The sequence below is a fragment of the Porphyromonas canoris genome, assembly GCF_000769115.1.
Taxonomy (GTDB): Bacteria; Bacteroidota; Bacteroidia; order Bacteroidales; family Porphyromonadaceae; genus Porphyromonas_A; species Porphyromonas_A canoris.
In genome coordinates, this window is sequence record NZ_JQZV01000013.1 from 627,946 (window position 1) to 646,733 (window position 18,788).

Annotated in this window: 16 protein-coding genes; 12 read left to right on the forward strand and 4 right to left on the reverse strand. The window is 44.6% G+C overall.

Translation table 11 applies throughout. The annotated features are described in order from the left end of the window. The first annotated feature begins 324 nt into the window (after nt 1-324). Nucleotides 325-729 carry a DUF4348 domain-containing protein gene (locus HQ43_RS07710; protein ID WP_036791826.1) on the forward strand — a complete coding sequence of 135 codons (405 nt, stop codon included), beginning with the start codon at nt 325-327 and terminating at the stop codon, nt 727-729. A 96-nt stretch (nt 730-825) separates the two neighbouring features. Here the strand turns inward: HQ43_RS07710 and HQ43_RS07715 are convergent, their stop codons facing one another. From HQ43_RS07715 to HQ43_RS07725, 3 genes are all read right to left on the reverse strand, one after another. Then, entirely contained in the window at nt 826-1,278 is a 453-nt protein-coding gene (locus HQ43_RS07715) for a DUF4293 domain-containing protein (RefSeq protein WP_036791828.1), read from the reverse strand. 65 nt (nt 1,279-1,343) lie between these two features. Then, nucleotides 1,344-1,694 carry a DNA-directed RNA polymerase subunit omega gene (locus HQ43_RS07720; protein WP_036791831.1) on the reverse strand — a complete coding sequence of 117 codons (351 nt, stop codon included), beginning with the start codon at nt 1,692-1,694 and terminating at the stop codon, nt 1,344-1,346. Nucleotides 1,695-1,739: 45 nt separating this feature from the next. After that, complete coding sequence (locus HQ43_RS07725) at nt 1,740-2,612, reverse strand: outer membrane protein assembly factor BamD (RefSeq protein ID WP_036791833.1); 873 nt, start codon at nt 2,610-2,612, stop codon at nt 1,740-1,742. A gap of 558 nt (nt 2,613-3,170) precedes the next feature. Between HQ43_RS07725 and pheT the strand changes: the two genes are divergently transcribed. The 7 genes from pheT to HQ43_RS07760 all read left to right on the forward strand — a co-directional run bounded on the left by pheT (nt 3,171) and on the right by HQ43_RS07760 (nt 12,032). Next, entirely contained in the window at nt 3,171-5,651 is a 2,481-nt protein-coding gene (gene pheT, locus HQ43_RS07730; protein ID WP_036791835.1) for a phenylalanine--tRNA ligase subunit beta, read from the forward strand. Between the two features lie 35 nt (nt 5,652-5,686). After that, complete coding sequence (locus HQ43_RS07735) at nt 5,687-6,412, forward strand: YebC/PmpR family DNA-binding transcriptional regulator (RefSeq protein ID WP_036791837.1); 726 nt, start codon at nt 5,687-5,689, stop codon at nt 6,410-6,412. Further along, nucleotides 6,402-7,508: a chorismate mutase gene (locus tag HQ43_RS07740; RefSeq protein ID WP_081964571.1), complete on the forward strand. Its 1,107-nt coding sequence runs from the start codon at nt 6,402-6,404 to the stop codon at nt 7,506-7,508. Before HQ43_RS07735 ends, HQ43_RS07740 begins: the two co-directional genes overlap by 11 nt. A 220-nt stretch (nt 7,509-7,728) precedes the next feature. Continuing rightward, nucleotides 7,729-8,472 (forward strand): (Fe-S)-binding protein, encoded by a 744-nt coding sequence (locus HQ43_RS07745; protein ID WP_036791839.1) that lies wholly within the window; start codon nt 7,729-7,731, stop codon nt 8,470-8,472. Continuing rightward, complete coding sequence (locus HQ43_RS07750; RefSeq protein WP_036791841.1) at nt 8,469-9,842, forward strand: lactate utilization protein B; 1,374 nt, start codon at nt 8,469-8,471, stop codon at nt 9,840-9,842. Before HQ43_RS07745 ends, HQ43_RS07750 begins: the two co-directional genes overlap by 4 nt. 15 nt (nt 9,843-9,857) lie before the next feature. Next, nucleotides 9,858-10,439 carry a LutC/YkgG family protein gene (locus HQ43_RS07755; RefSeq protein ID WP_036791843.1) on the forward strand — a complete coding sequence of 194 codons (582 nt, stop codon included), beginning with the start codon at nt 9,858-9,860 and terminating at the stop codon, nt 10,437-10,439. A 45-nt stretch (nt 10,440-10,484) separates the two neighbouring features. Further along, complete coding sequence (locus tag HQ43_RS07760; RefSeq protein ID WP_036791844.1) at nt 10,485-12,032, forward strand: L-lactate permease; 1,548 nt, start codon at nt 10,485-10,487, stop codon at nt 12,030-12,032. Between the two features lie 835 nt (nt 12,033-12,867). Here HQ43_RS07760 and HQ43_RS07770 read toward each other — a convergent pair. Beyond that, on the reverse strand, nt 12,868-13,431 hold the full coding sequence (locus tag HQ43_RS07770; RefSeq protein WP_036791849.1) for a methyltransferase family protein: 564 nt from the start codon (nt 13,429-13,431) through the stop codon (nt 12,868-12,870). 244 nt (nt 13,432-13,675) lie between these two features. Here HQ43_RS07770 and HQ43_RS07775 point away from each other — a divergent pair, with 244 nt between their 5' ends. From HQ43_RS07775 to rpe, 4 genes are read left to right on the forward strand one after another with little or no spacing between them, the layout of a single operon-like run. Continuing rightward, complete coding sequence (locus tag HQ43_RS07775) at nt 13,676-14,365, forward strand: peptidylprolyl isomerase (RefSeq protein WP_036792802.1); 690 nt, start codon at nt 13,676-13,678, stop codon at nt 14,363-14,365. A 54-nt stretch (nt 14,366-14,419) separates the two neighbouring features. Beyond that, nucleotides 14,420-15,772 carry an MATE family efflux transporter gene (locus HQ43_RS07780; protein ID WP_036792804.1) on the forward strand — a complete coding sequence of 451 codons (1,353 nt, stop codon included), beginning with the start codon at nt 14,420-14,422 and terminating at the stop codon, nt 15,770-15,772. Between the two features lie 51 nt (nt 15,773-15,823). Continuing rightward, on the forward strand, nt 15,824-18,076 hold the full coding sequence (locus HQ43_RS07785; protein WP_036791852.1) for a RelA/SpoT family protein: 2,253 nt from the start codon (nt 15,824-15,826) through the stop codon (nt 18,074-18,076). A 51-nt stretch (nt 18,077-18,127) separates the two neighbouring features. Further along, nucleotides 18,128-18,784, forward strand: coding sequence for a ribulose-phosphate 3-epimerase (gene rpe / locus HQ43_RS07790; protein WP_036791855.1), 657 nt, complete (start codon nt 18,128-18,130; stop codon nt 18,782-18,784). Nucleotides 18,785-18,788 lie beyond the last annotated feature (4 nt).

Consider the following 18,788-nt stretch of genomic DNA (forward strand, 5'->3'; position numbering starts at 1 on the left):
CTATCGAGCTTTGAATAATGAATAGCTAACGCAAGAATCCTTCTGAGAGAGTCCGATATTTTGAGGAGACTCTTACATCGAAAGTTATGAAGCGAATGGAATAGTTGTCAAATAGTGCGTGTTTTCAAAGAATTGCAGCATCCGTCTATAGAGTATAAGAGCTTTATGGCGGATGCTTCCTTTATGGTATTTGTTTTACTGCTTTAGGCTTTTTTGTTTTTATTTTTTATCTCGGTGCGCAGATTGTTTGGGAGTAACCATATTCTCTTTACTTCATTTTTCTTGTAATTTGTAACTTTGGCTTTCTATCAAACATTTCTATTTATGAGACATTTTTTATTCTTCGGGTTATTTCTGTCTATTCTCTTTGCGGCTTGTAATAAAAACAATGTGGAGGAGTTTGACCTCTTCATGAAACAGTTCAACGAGGATCTTTCGTTTCAAAAAAGCCGGGTGATTTTTCCTCTTAAATACGAGGGGTATGATATTGAAACGGACTCTTTGATGCTTCAAGAGATACCGGAAGAGGAGTGGGAGGAAGTGGATCTAAGTTGGGATCCATCCTATAAAACACGAGAAACCGATGCTTACGACAGGGAGATTATAGAACGGAAAGATACTACGATAGTACACTTTCAAGGTGTAAACAATGGCATAAACCTTGAAGCCGTCTTTATCTGTAAGGATGGGAAGTGGTTTTTACTGCATTTGTCGGACAGATCCATGTAGATCCGTGGGCAATACAGTTGCAGAGAAATAAAAAAAGATTCGCATAGAAATATGCGAATCTTTTTTTTATGATGTTTCGGAGGAGTTGCTTAGATATTATCTCAATCTGTCTGCATACTTTATGGTTCTATGGTCTATTGCTATGCCTCGATAGGCAAGAAGCTCCAAGATAACCGCTACGATCGGAAATGAGAAGGCGTATGTCGGTTTGAATCCTTCCAATGTTCCGCCCAAAGCTTGGTAGCCATAGAACAGGAATGCCCCGATCATGCCCAATGTGATAAGCGCGGAGAACATTGTCAAGCGCATCTGCAATACTCTTCTGTTGTAGAGAAATATTGCAATCATCGGAATGAGAGCAGAAAGAATCAGAAGAAACAACAATCCCCACTTGGCTTCAAACAGAGACTCGTCAAGGGACATAAATCCTGTTCCGTCAAGTAAGAAAATATCTCCTGAGAGATTAACGGTAGCCACAGGTATGAACGACAACATCGCCATAAGGATAGAGGCTACCAGCAGATATATGGTCTGAATACGTTGAATCATGACTGTATAAGGTTGTAAAGAGTGCTTTGTTGTCTGTTTTCCCTTTTATCCACAAGGGGTGAACATCAATCGTCGTCTCTCTCTATTGCTGTCTCTGCTTCTCTAACCGGGTTGCGGAAATAGAGACTGCCTGTTTCAAACTCTTTTGTTGCTATGAGAGATGCCTTAGGAAGCTTTTCATAGTAACGAGAGATCTCTATCTGCTCTCTGTTCTCAAAGACCTCTTCCAAGCTGTCGGATACGGCAGCAAAGCCTTGCAACTTTGTTTCCAAATCTTTCTTCATCTCTTGAGAGATCTGATTGGCACGTTTGGATATCACCATTACCGTCTCATAGATATTGCCGGTAGGCTTAGAGAGTTCTACCACATCGCGTGTTGCCGTAGTCAGAGGGGCATTGATTTTCTTATAGTCCATTATGAAAGAACCTGATATTTATTGGTTTGTACTTTTATATTCTTGTTACGCCTTTTCTTCGGCGGTATCTTCTTTAGTTGTTTCTTCTGTCTCCACCAGATCTTCATCCTGAGGAAGCATCTTGTCTATAAAGTTTTTGAACTTGACGGTCTGCTTCAAGAATGCTCCATCCGGGTATTCGTTCAGATAGCTGTAATATTCGTCCCGAAGTTCTCTCACACGTTCTCCTTTCTTCGACTCGATACTGTTGTAAGCCGTTTCGTACAGAGAAGCCAGTATGAGGTAGCTAAACTCCTCCTTGTACTTGGAGTAGGGATAGTCCTTTATGGCATTACGGGAGGTGATGATGCACGAAAGGTAGTTGTTGAATAGGTAGTTGCCGAGGTTGTAATAGAGTTTGGCAGCAAGAAGCTCCTTTTGTGCAAGTTTTTCTTGCAGTTCGAAAAGTATCTTCTTAGCCTCATCGGCATAAGTCCCCGTAGGATAGTAGTCCAGATAGAGTTGCAGTTCGTTAATCGCCTCCAAGCTCATCGCCTGATCCAGACGCACATCCGGAGAGTGCAGGAAAAGTGCATAGCCGCTCATGTATCTGGCATACTCCTGATATTCGCCCGTGGGATGAGAGGAGTAGTATTTCTTGAAATACTGGTGCGCAAAGTCGTAGTTCTTGGATTGGAAGTAAGAATCCGCAAGCAGATAATCCACCTGTTCCGCTTCATTACGCCCTTTGAAATAGGGGGTAATCTCCTCCAACAACTCTATGGTGCGGCTATATTTTTTTGTGTTATAGTACTTCTTGGCATACGAGAGCTTTTCCATGATGTCATTGCTCTTTTGTACCCGAACATACTCTCCGCAAGAAGAGAGTAGAAAGATGCTTAGAAGGGAAGCAAGTACTATTTTATATGTTTTGTGCATGACTGTTCTACAGAGTATATAATACTATTAGCATGCAAAGATAACCAATTGTAACGAGATGAGAAACCCCTTTTGTGCAGTATCTGCAAAGTTTAAGATATTTAAGGGAGTGGAGGTCAAGATAATCGGCAAAAGAGTCGTTTAAGTCTGCCTTCAAGATAGAGTCTCTCTGTTTGAAAGCAGCAAAAGCTTTGCGAACCTGTTAGAAAGATGCTCCGAATAGCTTTGTATCTTTTGCCAAACGTATTAAAAATTAAAAATCAAGCCTTTATGTATGGAAATCAAGCTTTGATTCTTAAAGATTAAGACCCGGTTTGTGAGGTTCAAGCCTTGATTTGATATTTTATAAGGCATCAAAGCTTTTTCCGAACGTGTTAAAGAGAAGTTGTGAACAGGTTTATTTTGAGATCTCCATCGGGTTGTTTTTCAGATGAAACCGATACAAAAGAGAGTGAAAAAAGAGAGGGCAGAGAGTGGAGAATGATAACTCAAGTAATGAATGGGGAAAAAATCGTAATTTTGTAGGTCAGAAAATAGATATAACACATATAAAGTATTATGAACATCTCGTTAGCATGGCTAAATAACTATATCCAGAGTACATTGGATGTACAGGAAGTGTCTGAAATACTCACCTCCATCGGTCTCGAAGTAGGCGGAGTGGAGGAGCATGAGTCGGTTCGCGGCGGCCTCAAAGGCTTGGTCGTGGGAAAGGTACTTACTTGTATAGACCACCCGAACTCCGATCACCTTCATATCACAACGGTTGATCTGGGCGATGGAGTGCCTACACAAATCGTTTGCGGTGCTCCCAATATTGCTGCCGGACAGACTGTTGTGGTAGCCACATTGGGAACAACTCTCTACTCCGGAGAGGACAGCTTTACCATAAAGAAGTCCAAAATACGTGGTGAAGAGTCTTTCGGAATGATCTGCTCGGCTAAAGAGATTCAGGTAGGGCAAGATTCGGATGGGATAATGGTGTTGGCAGACGATGTGAAAGCAGGTACGCCGGCAGCCGAACTTTTTGACCTCAAAAGCGATTATATCATAGAGGTGGACATAACGCCCAACAGGGTGGATGCCACAAGCCATTATGGTGTGGCAAGAGAGCTTCATGCCTATCTGAAAACCCATGCACCGGAGAAGATTGTATCGTTCACTCCTCCGATGAAGAGTGTGGAGCTTCTTCACGAGAAGCAAAGTATGAAAAATCCTGTTACCGTAACGATAGATAAGGAGAGTGCCGTGGTGAGATATTCCGGCATTGTAATAGATAATCTGAAAGTGGCAGAAAGCCCCGAATGGCTCCGAAAAGCATTGGAAGCAATAGGGCAAAAGCCGATCAATAACGTGGTGGATGTTACCAACTATGTGCTTCACAGCATCGGTCAGCCGCTTCACGCTTTCGACCTCGACAAGCTGTCCCAACATACCATATCCGTTCGCAGTGCCAAGGCAGGGGAGAAGCTGCTTCTCCTTAGCGGAGCAGAACACGAACTTGTGCCTCAAGATGTGGTCATTGCAGATGCAGAGCGTCCGCTCTGTTTGGGTGGCGTGATGGGAGGAGAAGATTCGGGCGTATCCGAATCCACCACTCGAATCTTTTTGGAGAGTGCCAACTTTAACCCCACTTGCGTCAGGAAGACCGCACGCAGGTATGCACTCAATACGGACTCCTCTTTCCGCTTCGAGCGTGGATTGGATCCGGAAGCCACTCTGCCGGCTCTTGTCATGGCGGCAGAGCTTCTCAAAGAGATCGCCGGAGGTGAGATAGCTTCTCCGCTTACGGACTATTATCCGGAAAAGAAAGAGCCTTATCGGGTTGATTTTTCTCTCCAAAAGCTCACATCCACCGCCGGATACGAAATACCCGAAGCTACGGTACGTACCGTATTGAAATACTTGGACATCAACATTGCAAAAGAAAGCAATGGGATATGGGCTTTGGATGTCCCTCGTTATCGTGTGGATGTTACCAGAGAGATAGATGTGATAGAGGAGGTGATGAGAATATTCGGATACAACAATATCCCCATGTCCTATACCCTTAAGGCTTCTCTCAACCATGTTACCGAGACGGACAAGAGTGTCGAAGCACAACGCATCATAGCCGAAATGCTCACAGGCGCAGGGTTTGCAGAGATTTTGAACAACTCTTTGACCTCATCCAAGTTTTTCCTTGACCACTCTCTCGTGGGAGAAGATGAGATAGTAACGCTTGTGAATCCGCTCTCTTCGGATCTTAACGTGATGCGTCCGAGCATGGTAAAAGGAGGATTGGAAGTGATAGACTTCAACTCCAAGAGAAAGAGCGGGCCTCTGTCTCTGTATGAGTACGGTTCTGTTTATCATCGAATAGATCAGCAGCTGGAAAGCCCTACGAAGGGATACAGAGAAGACAGCATGCTGGCTTTGTGGATAAGCGGAGACAAGTGGAACGATCACTGGGCAACCAATAACGATAGTGTCTCTACCGTATTCCATCTTAAGGCTTATGTCTATAATATCATGAGACGTTTGGGGATTGCTCCTTATCATGTCCGCTATGAGAGCAAGAGTGATAGTCCTCTGTTTGCTGTATGCGAGGAGATCCGAGATGTTAAAGGCGAGCTTTTGGCGAGATGGGGTCGTCTATCCAAAGCAGTGTTGTCCGATGCGGACATAGCTTTCCCGGTGTTCTATGCCGAACTCTACTGGGACAAGCTGTATAAGATTGCGCATTCGTCGGGGATCAAGATGAAGAGTATCTCCAAATTCCCTGCCGTCCGTAGAGACTTTGCTTTACTGATAGACAATGGTGTCTCTTTGGTGGATATAGAGAGAGTGGCCTACAAAGCGGAGAAGAAACTTTTGAAAGGCATTACTCTGTTTGATGTTTATGAAGATCCCAAACATCTTCCTCCGGGAAAGAAGTCTTATGCCGTTGCTTTTGAACTGCAGGATGAAGAAAAGACTCTTAGCGATAAAGCTATAGAGTCGGCAATGGAACGCATACATGCTGCATTGGTTAAGGAGTTGGGTGCATCACTCAGATAAGAAAAACGTAAAACTTATATCATACAAATAAAATCATGGGAAGAGCTTTTGAATACAGAAAGGCGAGAAAAATGAAGAGATGGGGCAATATGGCTCGCGTCTTTACGAAATTGGGAAAAGAGATCACTATTGCCGTGAAAGCCGGCGGACCTGATCCCGAAACCAATCCTCGCCTGCGTGTTCTCGTGCAAACAGCAAAGAAAGAGAACATGCCTAAGGAAAATGTGGACAGGGCTATCAAGAAAGCATCATCCAAAGACTTTACAGACTATAAGGAGATGAACTATGAGGGATACGGACCTTTCGGTATAGCCATCTTCGTAGAAACCGCTACCGATAACACAACACGTACCGTGGCAAACGTAAGAAGCTATTTCAATAAGTTTGGAGGCAGTCTCGGAACAACAGGTAGCTTGGAGTTTTTGTTTGACCACAAGTGTGTATTCCATGTGAATAAGCCGGACGGACTCGATCTTGAAGAACTTGAGCTTGAACTTATAGACTACGGCGTGGAAGAGCTGGAAGAAGATGAGGGAGAAGTAATCATCTACGGAGAGTTTGCCCAAAACAGTGCAATACAAAAGTTCTTGGAAGAAAAAGGCTTTGAGATCACTTCCGCAGAGTTTACTCGTATTCCTAACGATGAAAAGGAAGTTACTCCGGAACAACGCGAGCAACTGGATAAGCTTATAGAGAAGCTGGAAGAAGATGAAGATGTGCAAAATGTCTTTACAAACATGAAAGCCTCTGATGAGGAGTAATAACACGAAACAAACATATCACTTTCTACCTATAATAGAAGATCCAAGTGCACACTCTCTTTGTACTTGGGTGATTGCCGGTCCGTGTAGTGCCGAAAGTTATGAGCAGATGAGAGAAACAGCTCTTGCTCTTTCTGCCATGGGTGTTACATGGTTTAGAGCCGGAGTGTGGAAGCCTCGTACTCGTCCGGGAGGCTTTGAAGGCATGGGAGAGGAAGCATTGTCATGGATACGGGAACTCAAGAAAGAGTTTCCGTATATGACTTTCTGCACTGAGGTTGCCACGGCTACCCATGTGCGTCTCTGCCTTGAGTACGGATTGGATGCCCTTTGGATAGGAGCACGTACAACTTCCAATCCTTTTATGATGCAGGAGATTGCGGATGCTCTTCAAGGGGTAGATATTCCGGTGTTGGTGAAGAACCCTGTCAGCCCGGATATCGAGCTTTGGATCGGAGCCATAGATCGCTTGTACAATGCAGGTTTGCGTAGGATAGCAGCTATCCATAGAGGTTTCTCAAGTCTGGGACGAGGGTTGTACAGAAACCCTCCACATTGGAGCCTCGTCATGGAACTGAGATCTCGTATTCCGAATCTCCTTTTGGTGGGAGACCCCAGTCACATGGCAGGACGAAGGGATCTCATCCCCAGCTTATGCCGGCAACTCATACATCTCCACTATGATGGCATCATGTTGGAGGTACATCCCTCTCCGGACTTGGCGCTGAGCGATGCGGCTCAACAGCTCACTCCGGACGGTTTCTCGGAGATATTGCAACATATCTGCATTCAGGAGTCTCCTTCCAATGCTGAGATTATCCTTGCTCCATTGAGAGAGAAGATAGACGGATTGGATCATTCGATCATAGAACTTGTCTCCGAACGCATGACCATCTCTGCCGAGATAGCTAAGCTGAAAGCCCTTAACGATATATCGGTGGTACAGCCGGAACGCTACAACTCTCTCTTGCAAGAGAGATTGCAGTTCTCTAAAAGTCAAGAACTTTCGGAAGCTCTTATAAAAGCTATATTCGATCTCATACATGATGAGTCCATCGCTCTTCAGAATAAAATTGTATTGGGATTGAAGCAGTAGATTTTGCTACTTATCTTGATACTGAACAATAGAAATTTAGAACTTGTTTGCAGAAGCATCTTTACCTGAAAGATGCTTCTTTTTTGTTTTTTAAGCTCCACTTTTTGCATCCTTTATTATGTATCTCTTGTTAATTTAAGATAATAATGAGTGGTTTGATTTGCTCTTTTAGTGGAATTACAATACATTTGAAAATAGAATAACTATTACAAAAGCGATTATGAAAGTAGGATTATTTATCCCTTGCTATATCAACGCAGTGTATCCGCAGGTTGGAATAGCGTGTTTTGAGTTACTCAAAAAACTGGGAGTCGATGCGGATTATCCACTTGGACAGACTTGCTGTGGACAGCCAATGGCAAATGGAGGATTTGAGGGAGAATCTGTTAAGTTGGCTAAGAGATTTGAAGAGCTTTTTCAAAACTATGATTATATAGTCGGTCCTTCTGCCAGTTGTGTCTCTTTTGTAAAAGAGAATCACCCCCGTCTTCTTGCTGAACATGGACACCATGAATGTCGTAGTGCAAAACATATATACGACATCACGGAATTTATTCACGATGTAATACAGCCGGAGAGAATACCCGCGAGCTTCCCTCATGTAGTGAGCCTGCATAACAGCTGTCATGGTGTAAGAGAGCTGGGACTTTCTTCCGCCTCCGAGCTGACTGTTCCTTACTTCAACAAGATTCGGGCTCTTTTGGAAAAAGTAGATGGAATAACAGTAAAAGAACCGGAGCGTATAGATGAGTGTTGCGGTTTCGGAGGATTGTTTTCCGTGGAAGAGCATGATGTCTCTGTGTGCATGGGGCAAGATAAAGTGAAAAACCATCTTGCAACGGGAGCTTCTTTTATAACCGGAGCAGATAGTTCCTGTTTAATGCACATGCAGGGAGTCATAGACAGAGAGAAGTTACCTATAAAGACTATCCATTTTCTTGAAATACTAACATCGCAGCTATGAGTACGTATCATTCAAAAGCCGCAGCAGCGTTCTTGAAGAATAAGGAGAATGCAAGCTGGCACGATAAAACTCTCTATTTTGTACGAGAGAAGAGAGATAGACAGTCTCATCAAATACCGGAATGGGAAGAGTTGAGACACATGGCAAGGGAGATCAAGATGTATAGCACATCTCATCTGCCCGAACTTATAGAGCAGTTTGAACGGAATGCCGTGGCAAATGGCTGTCATGTTCATTTTGCCAAGGATGATGAAGAGTATCGTCTGATTATCGAGAGCATTCTTAATAAACACAACGTCAAGAAGCTTGTCAAGAGCAAGTCTATGCTGTCCGAAGAGTGTGAACTCAATCCTTATCTTATATCTAAAGGTATAGATGTGGTGGAAACAGACCTTGGAGAGCGTATTTTGCAACTTATGGAGGCGCATCCCAGTCATATTGTCATGCCTGCCATACATATCAAGAGAGAAGCCGTGGGTGTTTTGTTTGAAGAAAAGTTGGGATCGGAAAAAGGAAATTACGATCCTACCTATCTCACTCATCAGGCTCGCAAGGCTCTCAGACAGGATTTCTTGAATGCCGATGCTGGAATGACGGGAGGAAACTTTGCAATAGCTTCTACCGGAGAGGTGATGGTTTGTACCAATGAAGGCAATGCAGATATGGGGATGGCTTGCCAGAAGCTGAATATTACGGCTTTTGGTATAGATAAGTTTATTCCCGATTTGGAGAGTGCAGGTGTGTTTACTCGCTTATTGGCTCGTTCTGCGACCGGACAGCCTATTACTACCTATACCTCCATGTTCGGACGACCAAGAGAAGGAGGGGAACAACACTTCATCATCGTAGATAATGGAAGAAGCAAGATATTGGGCATGAAAGAGCATCGTAAGATACTCAACTGCATACGTTGTGGTGCTTGTATGAACACTTGCCCGGTGTATCGCAGAAGTGGAGGATATTCTTACTCCTATTTCATTCCCGGTCCGATAGGTATAAATTTAGGTATGCTGCATAATCCGAAAGAGTATAGCGGTAATGTCTCTGCCTGTTCTCTTTGTTTGTCTTGCTCTTTTGTCTGTCCTGTAATGATAGATCTCGGTGAGCAGATATATGTTTGGCGTCAAAAGCTTGACGGCATAGGAAAAGCGAGCAAAGAGAAGAAGCTTATGTGTAGTGGAATGAAGTTCCTGATGGAAAGACCTAAGCTGTTTCACCGTACTCTGAAGATGGCTCCGATAGCCAATAATATGCCTCGTTTCTTGATCTATAACGGTCTTAACGGCTGGGGTAAAGGGAGAGAGATGCCGATATTTGCCAAACAGTCTTTTGAGAGCTGGTGGAAAGAGACTCAAATACGAAACAAATAAGACAAAGCAGATCCTATGAACAGTAAAGATACGATACTACAAAGTTTGAGAGAGAACATCCTGGAGGTCTTCCCGAAGCCGGAGATCCGTATCTCTCACATGAGATTTGAAAATAAAGTAGATCAGTTCAAAGAGATATGTCGTGGAGTGGGAGGCGAAGCGTATGAGCTTCAAGATGGAGAAACCATAGACGAAGCGATAAAGCGCATATATCCGGAAGCAAAGAGCATCGCTTGTAATATGCCGGAAGTAACTTGTGCCACGCTCAATCCGGATAATGTCAATACTCCTGCGGAACTCAATGGAATGGACCTTGTTGTTTGTCGGGGGATCTTTGGCGTCTGCGAAAATGGAGCAATCTATTACGAGCAACAGTATAAGCAGAGAGCCATCTACTTCATTGCCGAGTCTCTTCTTTTTATTCTGCCTAAGAGTGAATTGGTAGATACTATGCACGAAGCAATGCCGCGCATCTCTCATAAGTTTGAGGGAGAATTCAGAGGATTCATATCCGGTCCCTCCAAGACGGCAGATATCGAACAGGCTTTGGTAAAAGGAGCTCACGGGGCAAAAGAATCTGTGGTGCTGTTGATCTGACAAGAGAGAAGGTGTATATATGTGTAATTAAATAATAGTAGAATTATGGCAGTCTTATTATCCGTATTACCTATTTTGCTTCTGTTTGTGCTCATGTTGGGGCTTAAGCAGCCCGGACACAGAAGCGCATTCATTACTCTTTGTATCACCATTCTTATAGCATTGTTTGCTGCTCCGGCTCTTGGGTTTGCAAAGGATGGTTTCTCTATGCCGGGAGTAGGTTGGGCTGTTGTGGAAGGCATTTTGAAAGCAGTTTTCCCTATCCTTATCATCATTCTCATGGCTATATACAGCTATAATGTCCTGCTTGAAAGCAAAGAGATAGAGGTGATAAAGAAACAGTTTACCTCTCTTACGGACGACAAGGGAATAATGGTGCTCCTGCTTGTTTGGGGATTTGGCGGATTGTTGGAAGGGATGGCAGGTTTTGGAACAGCGGTAGCCATACCTGCGGCGATACTTATAGGGTTAGGCTTCAAGCCCGGCTTCTCTGCATTGGTTTCGCTGATAGCCAACAGCGTTCCGACAGGTTTCGGTGCCGTAGGCGTTCCGGTTACTACTCTTGCCAATGAGGTTGCTGCCAACGGTGTGGCTACTCAGGCGGAAGTGTGCGACATCTCTGCAAAATTCGTCTTGCAGTGTTCTCCTCTGATGATACTCATACCATTTGTGATACTCACCATTACGGATCCTTCCGCAAAGAAGATTGTCAAGAACATTCTACTATCTCTTTGGGTGGGAGGTATCTCTCTTGTCGTGCAGTATGTGGTTGCAAAGAATCTCGGAGCAGAGACGCCTGCGATCTTGGGAAGTATTGCTGCAATCCTGGCGATTATAGCCTATGCCAAGATTTTTGCACCAAAGAAAGAAGAGAACACCTCTTCCGGGACGACGCTTTACGGTGCTTTCAAGGCATGGAGTGTTTACCTGTTCATCCTTCTCTTCATTGTACTGAGCGGACCGTTGGTAAAGCCGATCAACGAACTTCTAAAGTCCACACTGGTCTCCAAGATTCATCTTCCCATCTATGAACAAGGCAAGTATTTCGCTTTCGGCTGGCTCTCCAATGCCGGACTGATGTTGTTCCTCGGCACCATTGTTGGAGGACTTATACAAGGACTTTCATTCAAAAAGCTCATGGTGGTACTGGCGAAGACCATTGTCAATCTGAGGAAAACGACAGTAACCATTATCAGTCTTGTTGCCATGGCATCCGTGATGAACTATGCCGGAATGATTCTTGTGATTGCAACCGCATTGGCAGGCGCAACGGGAGCTTATTATCCGTTCTTTGCACCATTGATCGGGGCGATCGGAACCTTTGTAACAGGCTCCGACACCTCCTCCAATATCCTCTTCGGCAAGCTGCAAGCCAACGTTGCAGGTCAGCTCCACTATGCCGATCCCAACTGGCTCGTGGCGGCAAACACTACGGGAGCAACCGGTGGCAAGATCATCTCTCCGCAGAGCATTGCCATTGCGACAGCTTCCTGCGACATGCCGGGCAAGGATGGAGATATTCTCCGCTCCGCACTGCCTTATGCTCTCGGATACATCATCATAGGAGGATTGATGGTTTTCTTTGCAGCCTGATCTTTCCGCATTCATTAAACTATTCATAAAAGAAACCCCGCCGATCTTGCAAAAGAGGTCGGCGGGGTTTTCTTTGATGCTTATCTCGGCATCTGCCCGGATGCGGATTTGTCCTGAAAACAGCTCAAAAAAGGTTCTGTTCCCGATGATCGGAGGCTGAAAAGCAGCCGAGTAAAAGTTTTGTTCCCGATGATCGGAGGCTGAAAAGCAGCTGAGTAAAAGTTCTGTTCCCGATGATCGGAGGCTGAAAAGCAGCCGAGTAAAAGTTCTGTTTCCAATGACCTGAAACTGAAAAGCAGCCGAGTAAAAGTTCTGTTCCCGATGATCGGAGGCTGAAAAGCAGCTGAGTAAAAGTTCTGTTCCCGATGATCGGAGACTGAAAAGCAGCCGAGTAAAAGTTTTGTTTCCAATGACCTGAAACTGAAAAGCAGCCGAGTAAAAGTTTTGTTTCCAATGACCTGAAACTAAAAAGCAGCTGAGTAAAAGTTCTGTTCTTATTTATCAATTCTATATTTCTCGCCGTGAAATATTGGTTTCTCGCCGTGAAATATTGGTTTCTCGCCGTGAAATATTGGTTTCTCGCCGTGAAATATTGGTTTCTCGCCGTGAAATATAGAATTGGTAATTAGGATATGCGTTTTTCCCCGATTATTTCTTACTTTTTGCACGGTAAGAAAAAAGGTTTTTTCTACTGCTTTTTCTCCTTCTCCGAATCATTTTTTTCTCCATCTCGGCGGAGGTGTCTTCCGAAAAGCAAAAAGATCCCGATGCGAAGAGTGCCTGCATCGGGATCTTTGTTATACGGAAATGACCGGGGACGTGCCTGCGTCTGCTGTCAGAAGAATAGGAAGTATCGCGGCGTATTTGCTTTGTATCGGAGGTATTCTTCGCCGTAAGTCTCTGCACAGTAACGCTCTTCTCCCAAGACGGTCAGGTGGGTTGAGATGGCAAACGGTACCATCACGAGCAGCATCCATAAAGATGCCGAGGCGATGCAGAGCCCGAACATCGAAAGAAAGAAGAAGAAGTACATCGGGTTGCGAGACCGGCGGTAGAGTCCGCCCCTGATGGTTTTTCCCGGTTCGCCTGCGGCGTAGCTGTGATAGGCGTATATCGAGGCGAGCAAGGAGACGGAGAAGACGATGATGCCGACCGTGAACCATGCCGTGCCCCACTTGAAGGGGACGAAGATCGAGAGCAGGATCAGGAGGATCTGCAATGAGGTGCTGACGGAGGCGTTGATTTTGTCTTTGGCTGTGTACCAGGAGGTGTCCACCGCCCGCCTGCCTCCTTCGCGGAAAAGTGCCATCCATACGAACTGTACGAGCAGCGCTCCCAGTGAGAGAATCCATGTGTTGAGCCAGCCGGGCTTTAGTGTTGTGAAGAAGGAGAGGTCCATGATTGTGAATGTCGGTTGTGTGAAATATCTGCAAATGTATCGAATCCGACGACGGCTCACAATCGCAAGAAATGGTGATTTTTATTGCTTTTCTCCCGATATTCGAGAAGATTTTTCTTCCCGCAACGGCAGGGAAGAGGCTCTTATTGAGTCTGTTTTGGTATCTTTGCGACGAAGTTTGGTTTTGGAGATAAAGCACCCCCACACGGAAGGTCGCGATGTCTCGATTAAAAAGATTAAGATTATGTCTCGAAAAATACTTTGCGCCATTGTTGCGTTTTTATCGCTATCCGGTCTCGCTTTTGCCACTGATGCACCGCAAGATACAGCCACTTATGTGAAGATCGTAACCAATAAGGGAAGTGTGGAGGTGCGTCTGTACGATGAGACGCCTTTGCATAGGGACAACTTCATCCGTCTCGTGCGGGAAAAGGCATACGATAAGGTCATTTTCCATCGTGTGATCAAGCAGTTCATGGTGCAAGCCGGCGGCAATGTGCTCAAAGGAGACTCCCTCTCCGCCACACGATTGGAAGAGAAACACTCGGAGCTTCTCCCGGCTGAGATAGTGTATCCGAAGTATTTCCATAAATATGGAGCGTTGGCGGCGGCTCGCACCGGAGATGATGTCAATCCGGAGAAGAAGTCATCCTCCTTTCAGTTTTACATCGTGACGGGTAAGTGTTATCTGGATTCGGATCTCAAAAGGTACGAAGCAAGCAAAGGCCTAACCTTTACAGATGAGATCAAAGAAGCCTACAAAATGATGGGAGGCACTCCGCATCTGGATGGAAATTACACGGTCTTCGGAGAGGTGGTGAAGGGAATGAATACGGTAGAAAAGATACAGTCTGTCTCGACGGACGGAGCAGATCAGCCGGTGTCGCCCGTCTACATCAAGAAGGTGGTGATATTGAAGAAAAAGAAGAAGTAAGAGATTACTTCTTTTTTGTTCTGTTGTCGTATCTGTTATTTGCAAGAGATTCAGATGTCTTTTTCCCGTTGTCGGCTTCAAAATCCGTATTACAAACCACTCCTGAAGCTCGGCCTTCCTATCATTTTGGGTCAGGTCGGTCTTATTCTTGTCGGCTTCATAGATAATATGATGGTCGGGCATTATGGTACTCCGGAGCTTGCTTCTGCCTCTTTCGTAAACAACTTCATGAACCTTGCCTTTATCTTCGGGCTGGGTTTCTCTTACGGGCTTTCTCCTCTGATCGCCACCTCCGTAACCGGAAAAGACGGCGAGCATCTCTCTCTGTTGAAGAGCTCACTGCTTGCCAACCTTATCATTGCCCTCTTTCTGGTTTTGGTTATGGGCTTTCTGCTGCTGAGGATAGATCTTCTCAACCAACCGGAGGAGCTTATTCCGCTTATTGTACCATACTATATTATACAGCTGGCATCCATTCCGGTGCTGATGCTGTTCAATGGTTACAAGCAGTATGCGGAGGGCGCGGGCAATCCGTCTGCTCCTATGATCATAATGCTTTTGTCCAACGGACTGAATATTGTACTGAACTATCTGCTGATATACGGTAAGCTGGGCTTTCCGGAGCTTGGGCTTACAGGTGCAGGTCTGGCGACATTTATTGCGAGGTTGTTTTGTCTTGTCGCTCTCGGAGTAGTCTGTTACAAGGGGCGTTCATTCGTGAAGCTCTATGAATCATTACCTAAGGAGAGAGGACAGGTGAAGCGCGTGCATGTAAAATCTCTATTCGGATTAGGGCTCTCCACAGCAGCTCAGATGGGAATGGAGACAGCTTCTTTCTCTCTTGCCGTAGTGATGGTGGGATGGATGGGGGCTAATGCTTTGGCGGCACATCAGATCATGAGTGTGATCTCTACGCTCGGATTTATGATCTTTTACGGACTTTCGGCTGCCGTAACCATACTGATGAGTAAATACTATGGCGAAGGACTTGTCTCGGAGATGAGGCGAGTGGTTCAAGGCGGACGCAATATGCTCATCTTTCTTGCTCTTGTTACGGTAGTCGTCCTACTCCTGACAAGGAACTATATCGGCTATCTCTTTACAGACAGTATAGATATTGTCTCTACGGTTTCACTGCTCATCTTTCCCGTTATTGTCTATCAGTTTGGCGACCTCACGCAGATCCTCTATGCCAATGCTCTCAGAGGGATAAGAGACGTTAAGTATATGGCTGTCTGCGCTCTCTTTTGTCATATTTTTCTTGCCCTCTCTTTAGTGTACGTTTTGGGCATAAAGTTGGAACTGGGAGTCTTGGGTGTTTGGATGGCTTTCCCTGTCAGTCTCTCGGCTTTGGGATTGTTGCTGCATCGTCGTTTCAGGAAGCTGACACAAGATGTATATTCTTAAAGAATTGCTATATTTGTTATTGTTCTATTAACAACTATAGAGTACAGAGCCATGACCAAAAAGGATACAAAAATCATAAGTGAAGAAGAAGGTCAGATTCTTATCCAGAAAGCATTCGATAAGCTGATACAAGATTACCGGAATAGCAATCACCGTAAACGTACAGATGTTATCGTCAAGGCATTCCAGCTGGCTAAGGATGCACACGCCGGGGCTAAACGAAAAAGCGGAGAGCCTTATATCTTGCATCCTATTGCCGTTGCAGATATCTGTTGCAATGAAATAGGTCTCGGTTCTACCAGTATCTCTGCTGCTCTCTTGCATGATGTGGTGGAAGATACAGAGTACACTATCAAAGATATTGAAGATATGTTTGGTCCTACCATTGCGGTAATCGTGGATGGTCTTACCAAACTTTCCGGTGAGATATTGGCAAAATCCGTCGATGTGGTTACGCAGGATACTTCGGCACAGCTTGAGAACATACGAAGATTGTTGCTTACAGCCAATAAAGATATTCGTGTGATTTTGGTCAAGATAGCTGACCGTCTTCACAATATGCGTACGCTCAGCAGTATGCCGGCAGTGAAGCAGGCGAAAATTGCAGCAGAGACACGGCTGTTTTACTCTCCTTTGGCAGAACGTCTGGGAATGTACGACATCAAAACCGAGTTTGAAGATCTCTCCCTGAAATACGATCACCCGGAAGAGTATGCAGAAATAAAGCGAAATATCGAAAATACCAAGCAGAGCAGGGAAGACCTCTTCTTACTTTGTGAGAACATTCTCAAGAAAGATCTTAATAATATAGGTCTAAACTATGAGATGCACTATCGCATCAAGTCTGTTTACTCTATTTGGAGAAAGATGAAGAGCAAGCAGGTTCCTTTCTCCGAGATCTACGATATTTTTGCCATACGTATCATTTTTACCCCTACCTCTCCGGAGACGGAGTATACCGATATATTCAGAATATATCAGGTGTTAGCTTCTCATTTCAGACTCAAAGATGATCGTATCCGAGACTGGGTAACACGTCCTAAAGAGAATGGTTACAGAGCACTTCATATCACCATAATGGGACCTTCGGGCGAGTGGATAGAAGTACAGATCCGCTCCAGACAGATGCACCAGATGGCTGAGAAAGGACTCGCAGCCCATTGGCGTTATAAGGCAGAAGCTTTCAAGGTGGACGAAGTAGAAGAACGAATACTGAATAACGTCAAAGAACTTCTCAGCAATCCCGGTCCGAGTGCATCTGACGACTATGAGAACATGATGTTTCATATGTCAAACGAAAAGATGTTGGTCTTTACTCCCAAAGGAGATCAGATAGGTATCGCACGTGGTTCTACCGTACTCGACTTTGCATACCTTATACATACGGAGCTTGGTGATCATTGTATAGGTGCAAAAGTGAATCATGAAATGGTGGGATTGGACTATCGTCTCTCCAATGGAGATCAGGTTGAAGTAATAACCACATCCAAGACACGTCCCAAGGAGACTTGGTTGAAGTTTGTAACCAATCCCTCCGTGAAGCGTCATATTATCCGATACTTGAATAAGCAGAGAGAGAACGACATTAAGAAAGGACGGGAAATTCTGCAAGAGTTTTGTGAGAAGAACAATCAGGATAAAGCTCTTGTGGAGAAGTGCAAGGCATCTCCTCTTCCCGGTTATCTCTCTTTTGAAGATATGCTTATAGATATAGCGCATGGAGTGGTAAAGCTTACAACCGAACTATTGGATGGCATTGTTGCACATCAGAATGATGAAGTTGTGGATCCGCACGACCCATTGGTGGTTCTTCGTACTACTCCGGCGATGGATCTTGGCAAAATTAAAGAGACCTATACCCTTACTTCTCAGGAAGGGTACAGAAATTATATCCGCCCTTCATGTTGCAGACCCATAATGGGAGAAGAGGTACATGGTATCCTGAATGAACACAATCAGGTGGTGATACACAAGAGATATTGTCAGGTGGCAATAAATCAAAAAGCTTCTCACGGCAATCGTATTGTCAATGTAGAGTGGGGAGCGCATGTGCATTCGCCTTTCAGAGTAACTTTGGGTATATATGGCGTCAATATAGATTTCTTTGTGCTCAACATCCTTACAACCCTCAAGGATAAAGGTATCGAACTTTGGGATATTAACTTCCGTGCCAATAGAGAAATGGCAGAAGGGCAGATGACCATCCGTGTTTCGGATGTGGCGCAATTGGAAGACCTTATGGTTACACTCAAAGAACATAATGATGTGATCCGTGTGATCCGAATAGATGGAGATAAGCATTAGATCTCCCATCTGTTTATAATTGATGATAAAAACCTAAATGCTAAACATATTATGAATCGCAAACGTATAATATCTCCTTCTTTGCTTTCTGCGGACTTTCTTCATCTGGCAGATGATGTTGCCATGCTTAATAGAAGCAAAGCGGAATGGTTGCACTTGGACATTATGGATGGTGTCTTTGTTCCTAATATTTCCTTTGGAGTCCCGGTGGTAAAAGCCGTAAGGAGTATGACATCAAAGTTTCTCGATGTACACTTAATGATAGTAGATCCCACTCCATACATCTCGGTGTTTAAGAGTGCCGGTGCAGATATGCTCACCGTGCATTATGAGACTTGTTCGCATCTGCATCGAACCCTTACTGCAATCAAAGAACAGGGGATGAAAGCGGGTATTGCTCTGAATCCGCATACACCTGTGGCTTTGCTGAAAGATATTCTCCGAGAAGCGGATATGGTACTTTTGATGTCCGTAAATCCGGGATTTGGAGGACAGAAATTTATAGAAAGGACTTACGATAAGGTCAAAGAGCTTCGTGAGATGATAGATGCGCAAGAACTGAATACTCTTATCCAAGTGGATGGTGGAGTCAATGAAAAGACCGGAGCACAACTCATCTCTTGTGGAGTGGATGTTTTAGTTGCCGGGAATTATGTCTTTGCGGCAGAGAATCCTGAGGAGAGAATAGAGACACTGCTCTCTTGCTAAGTAT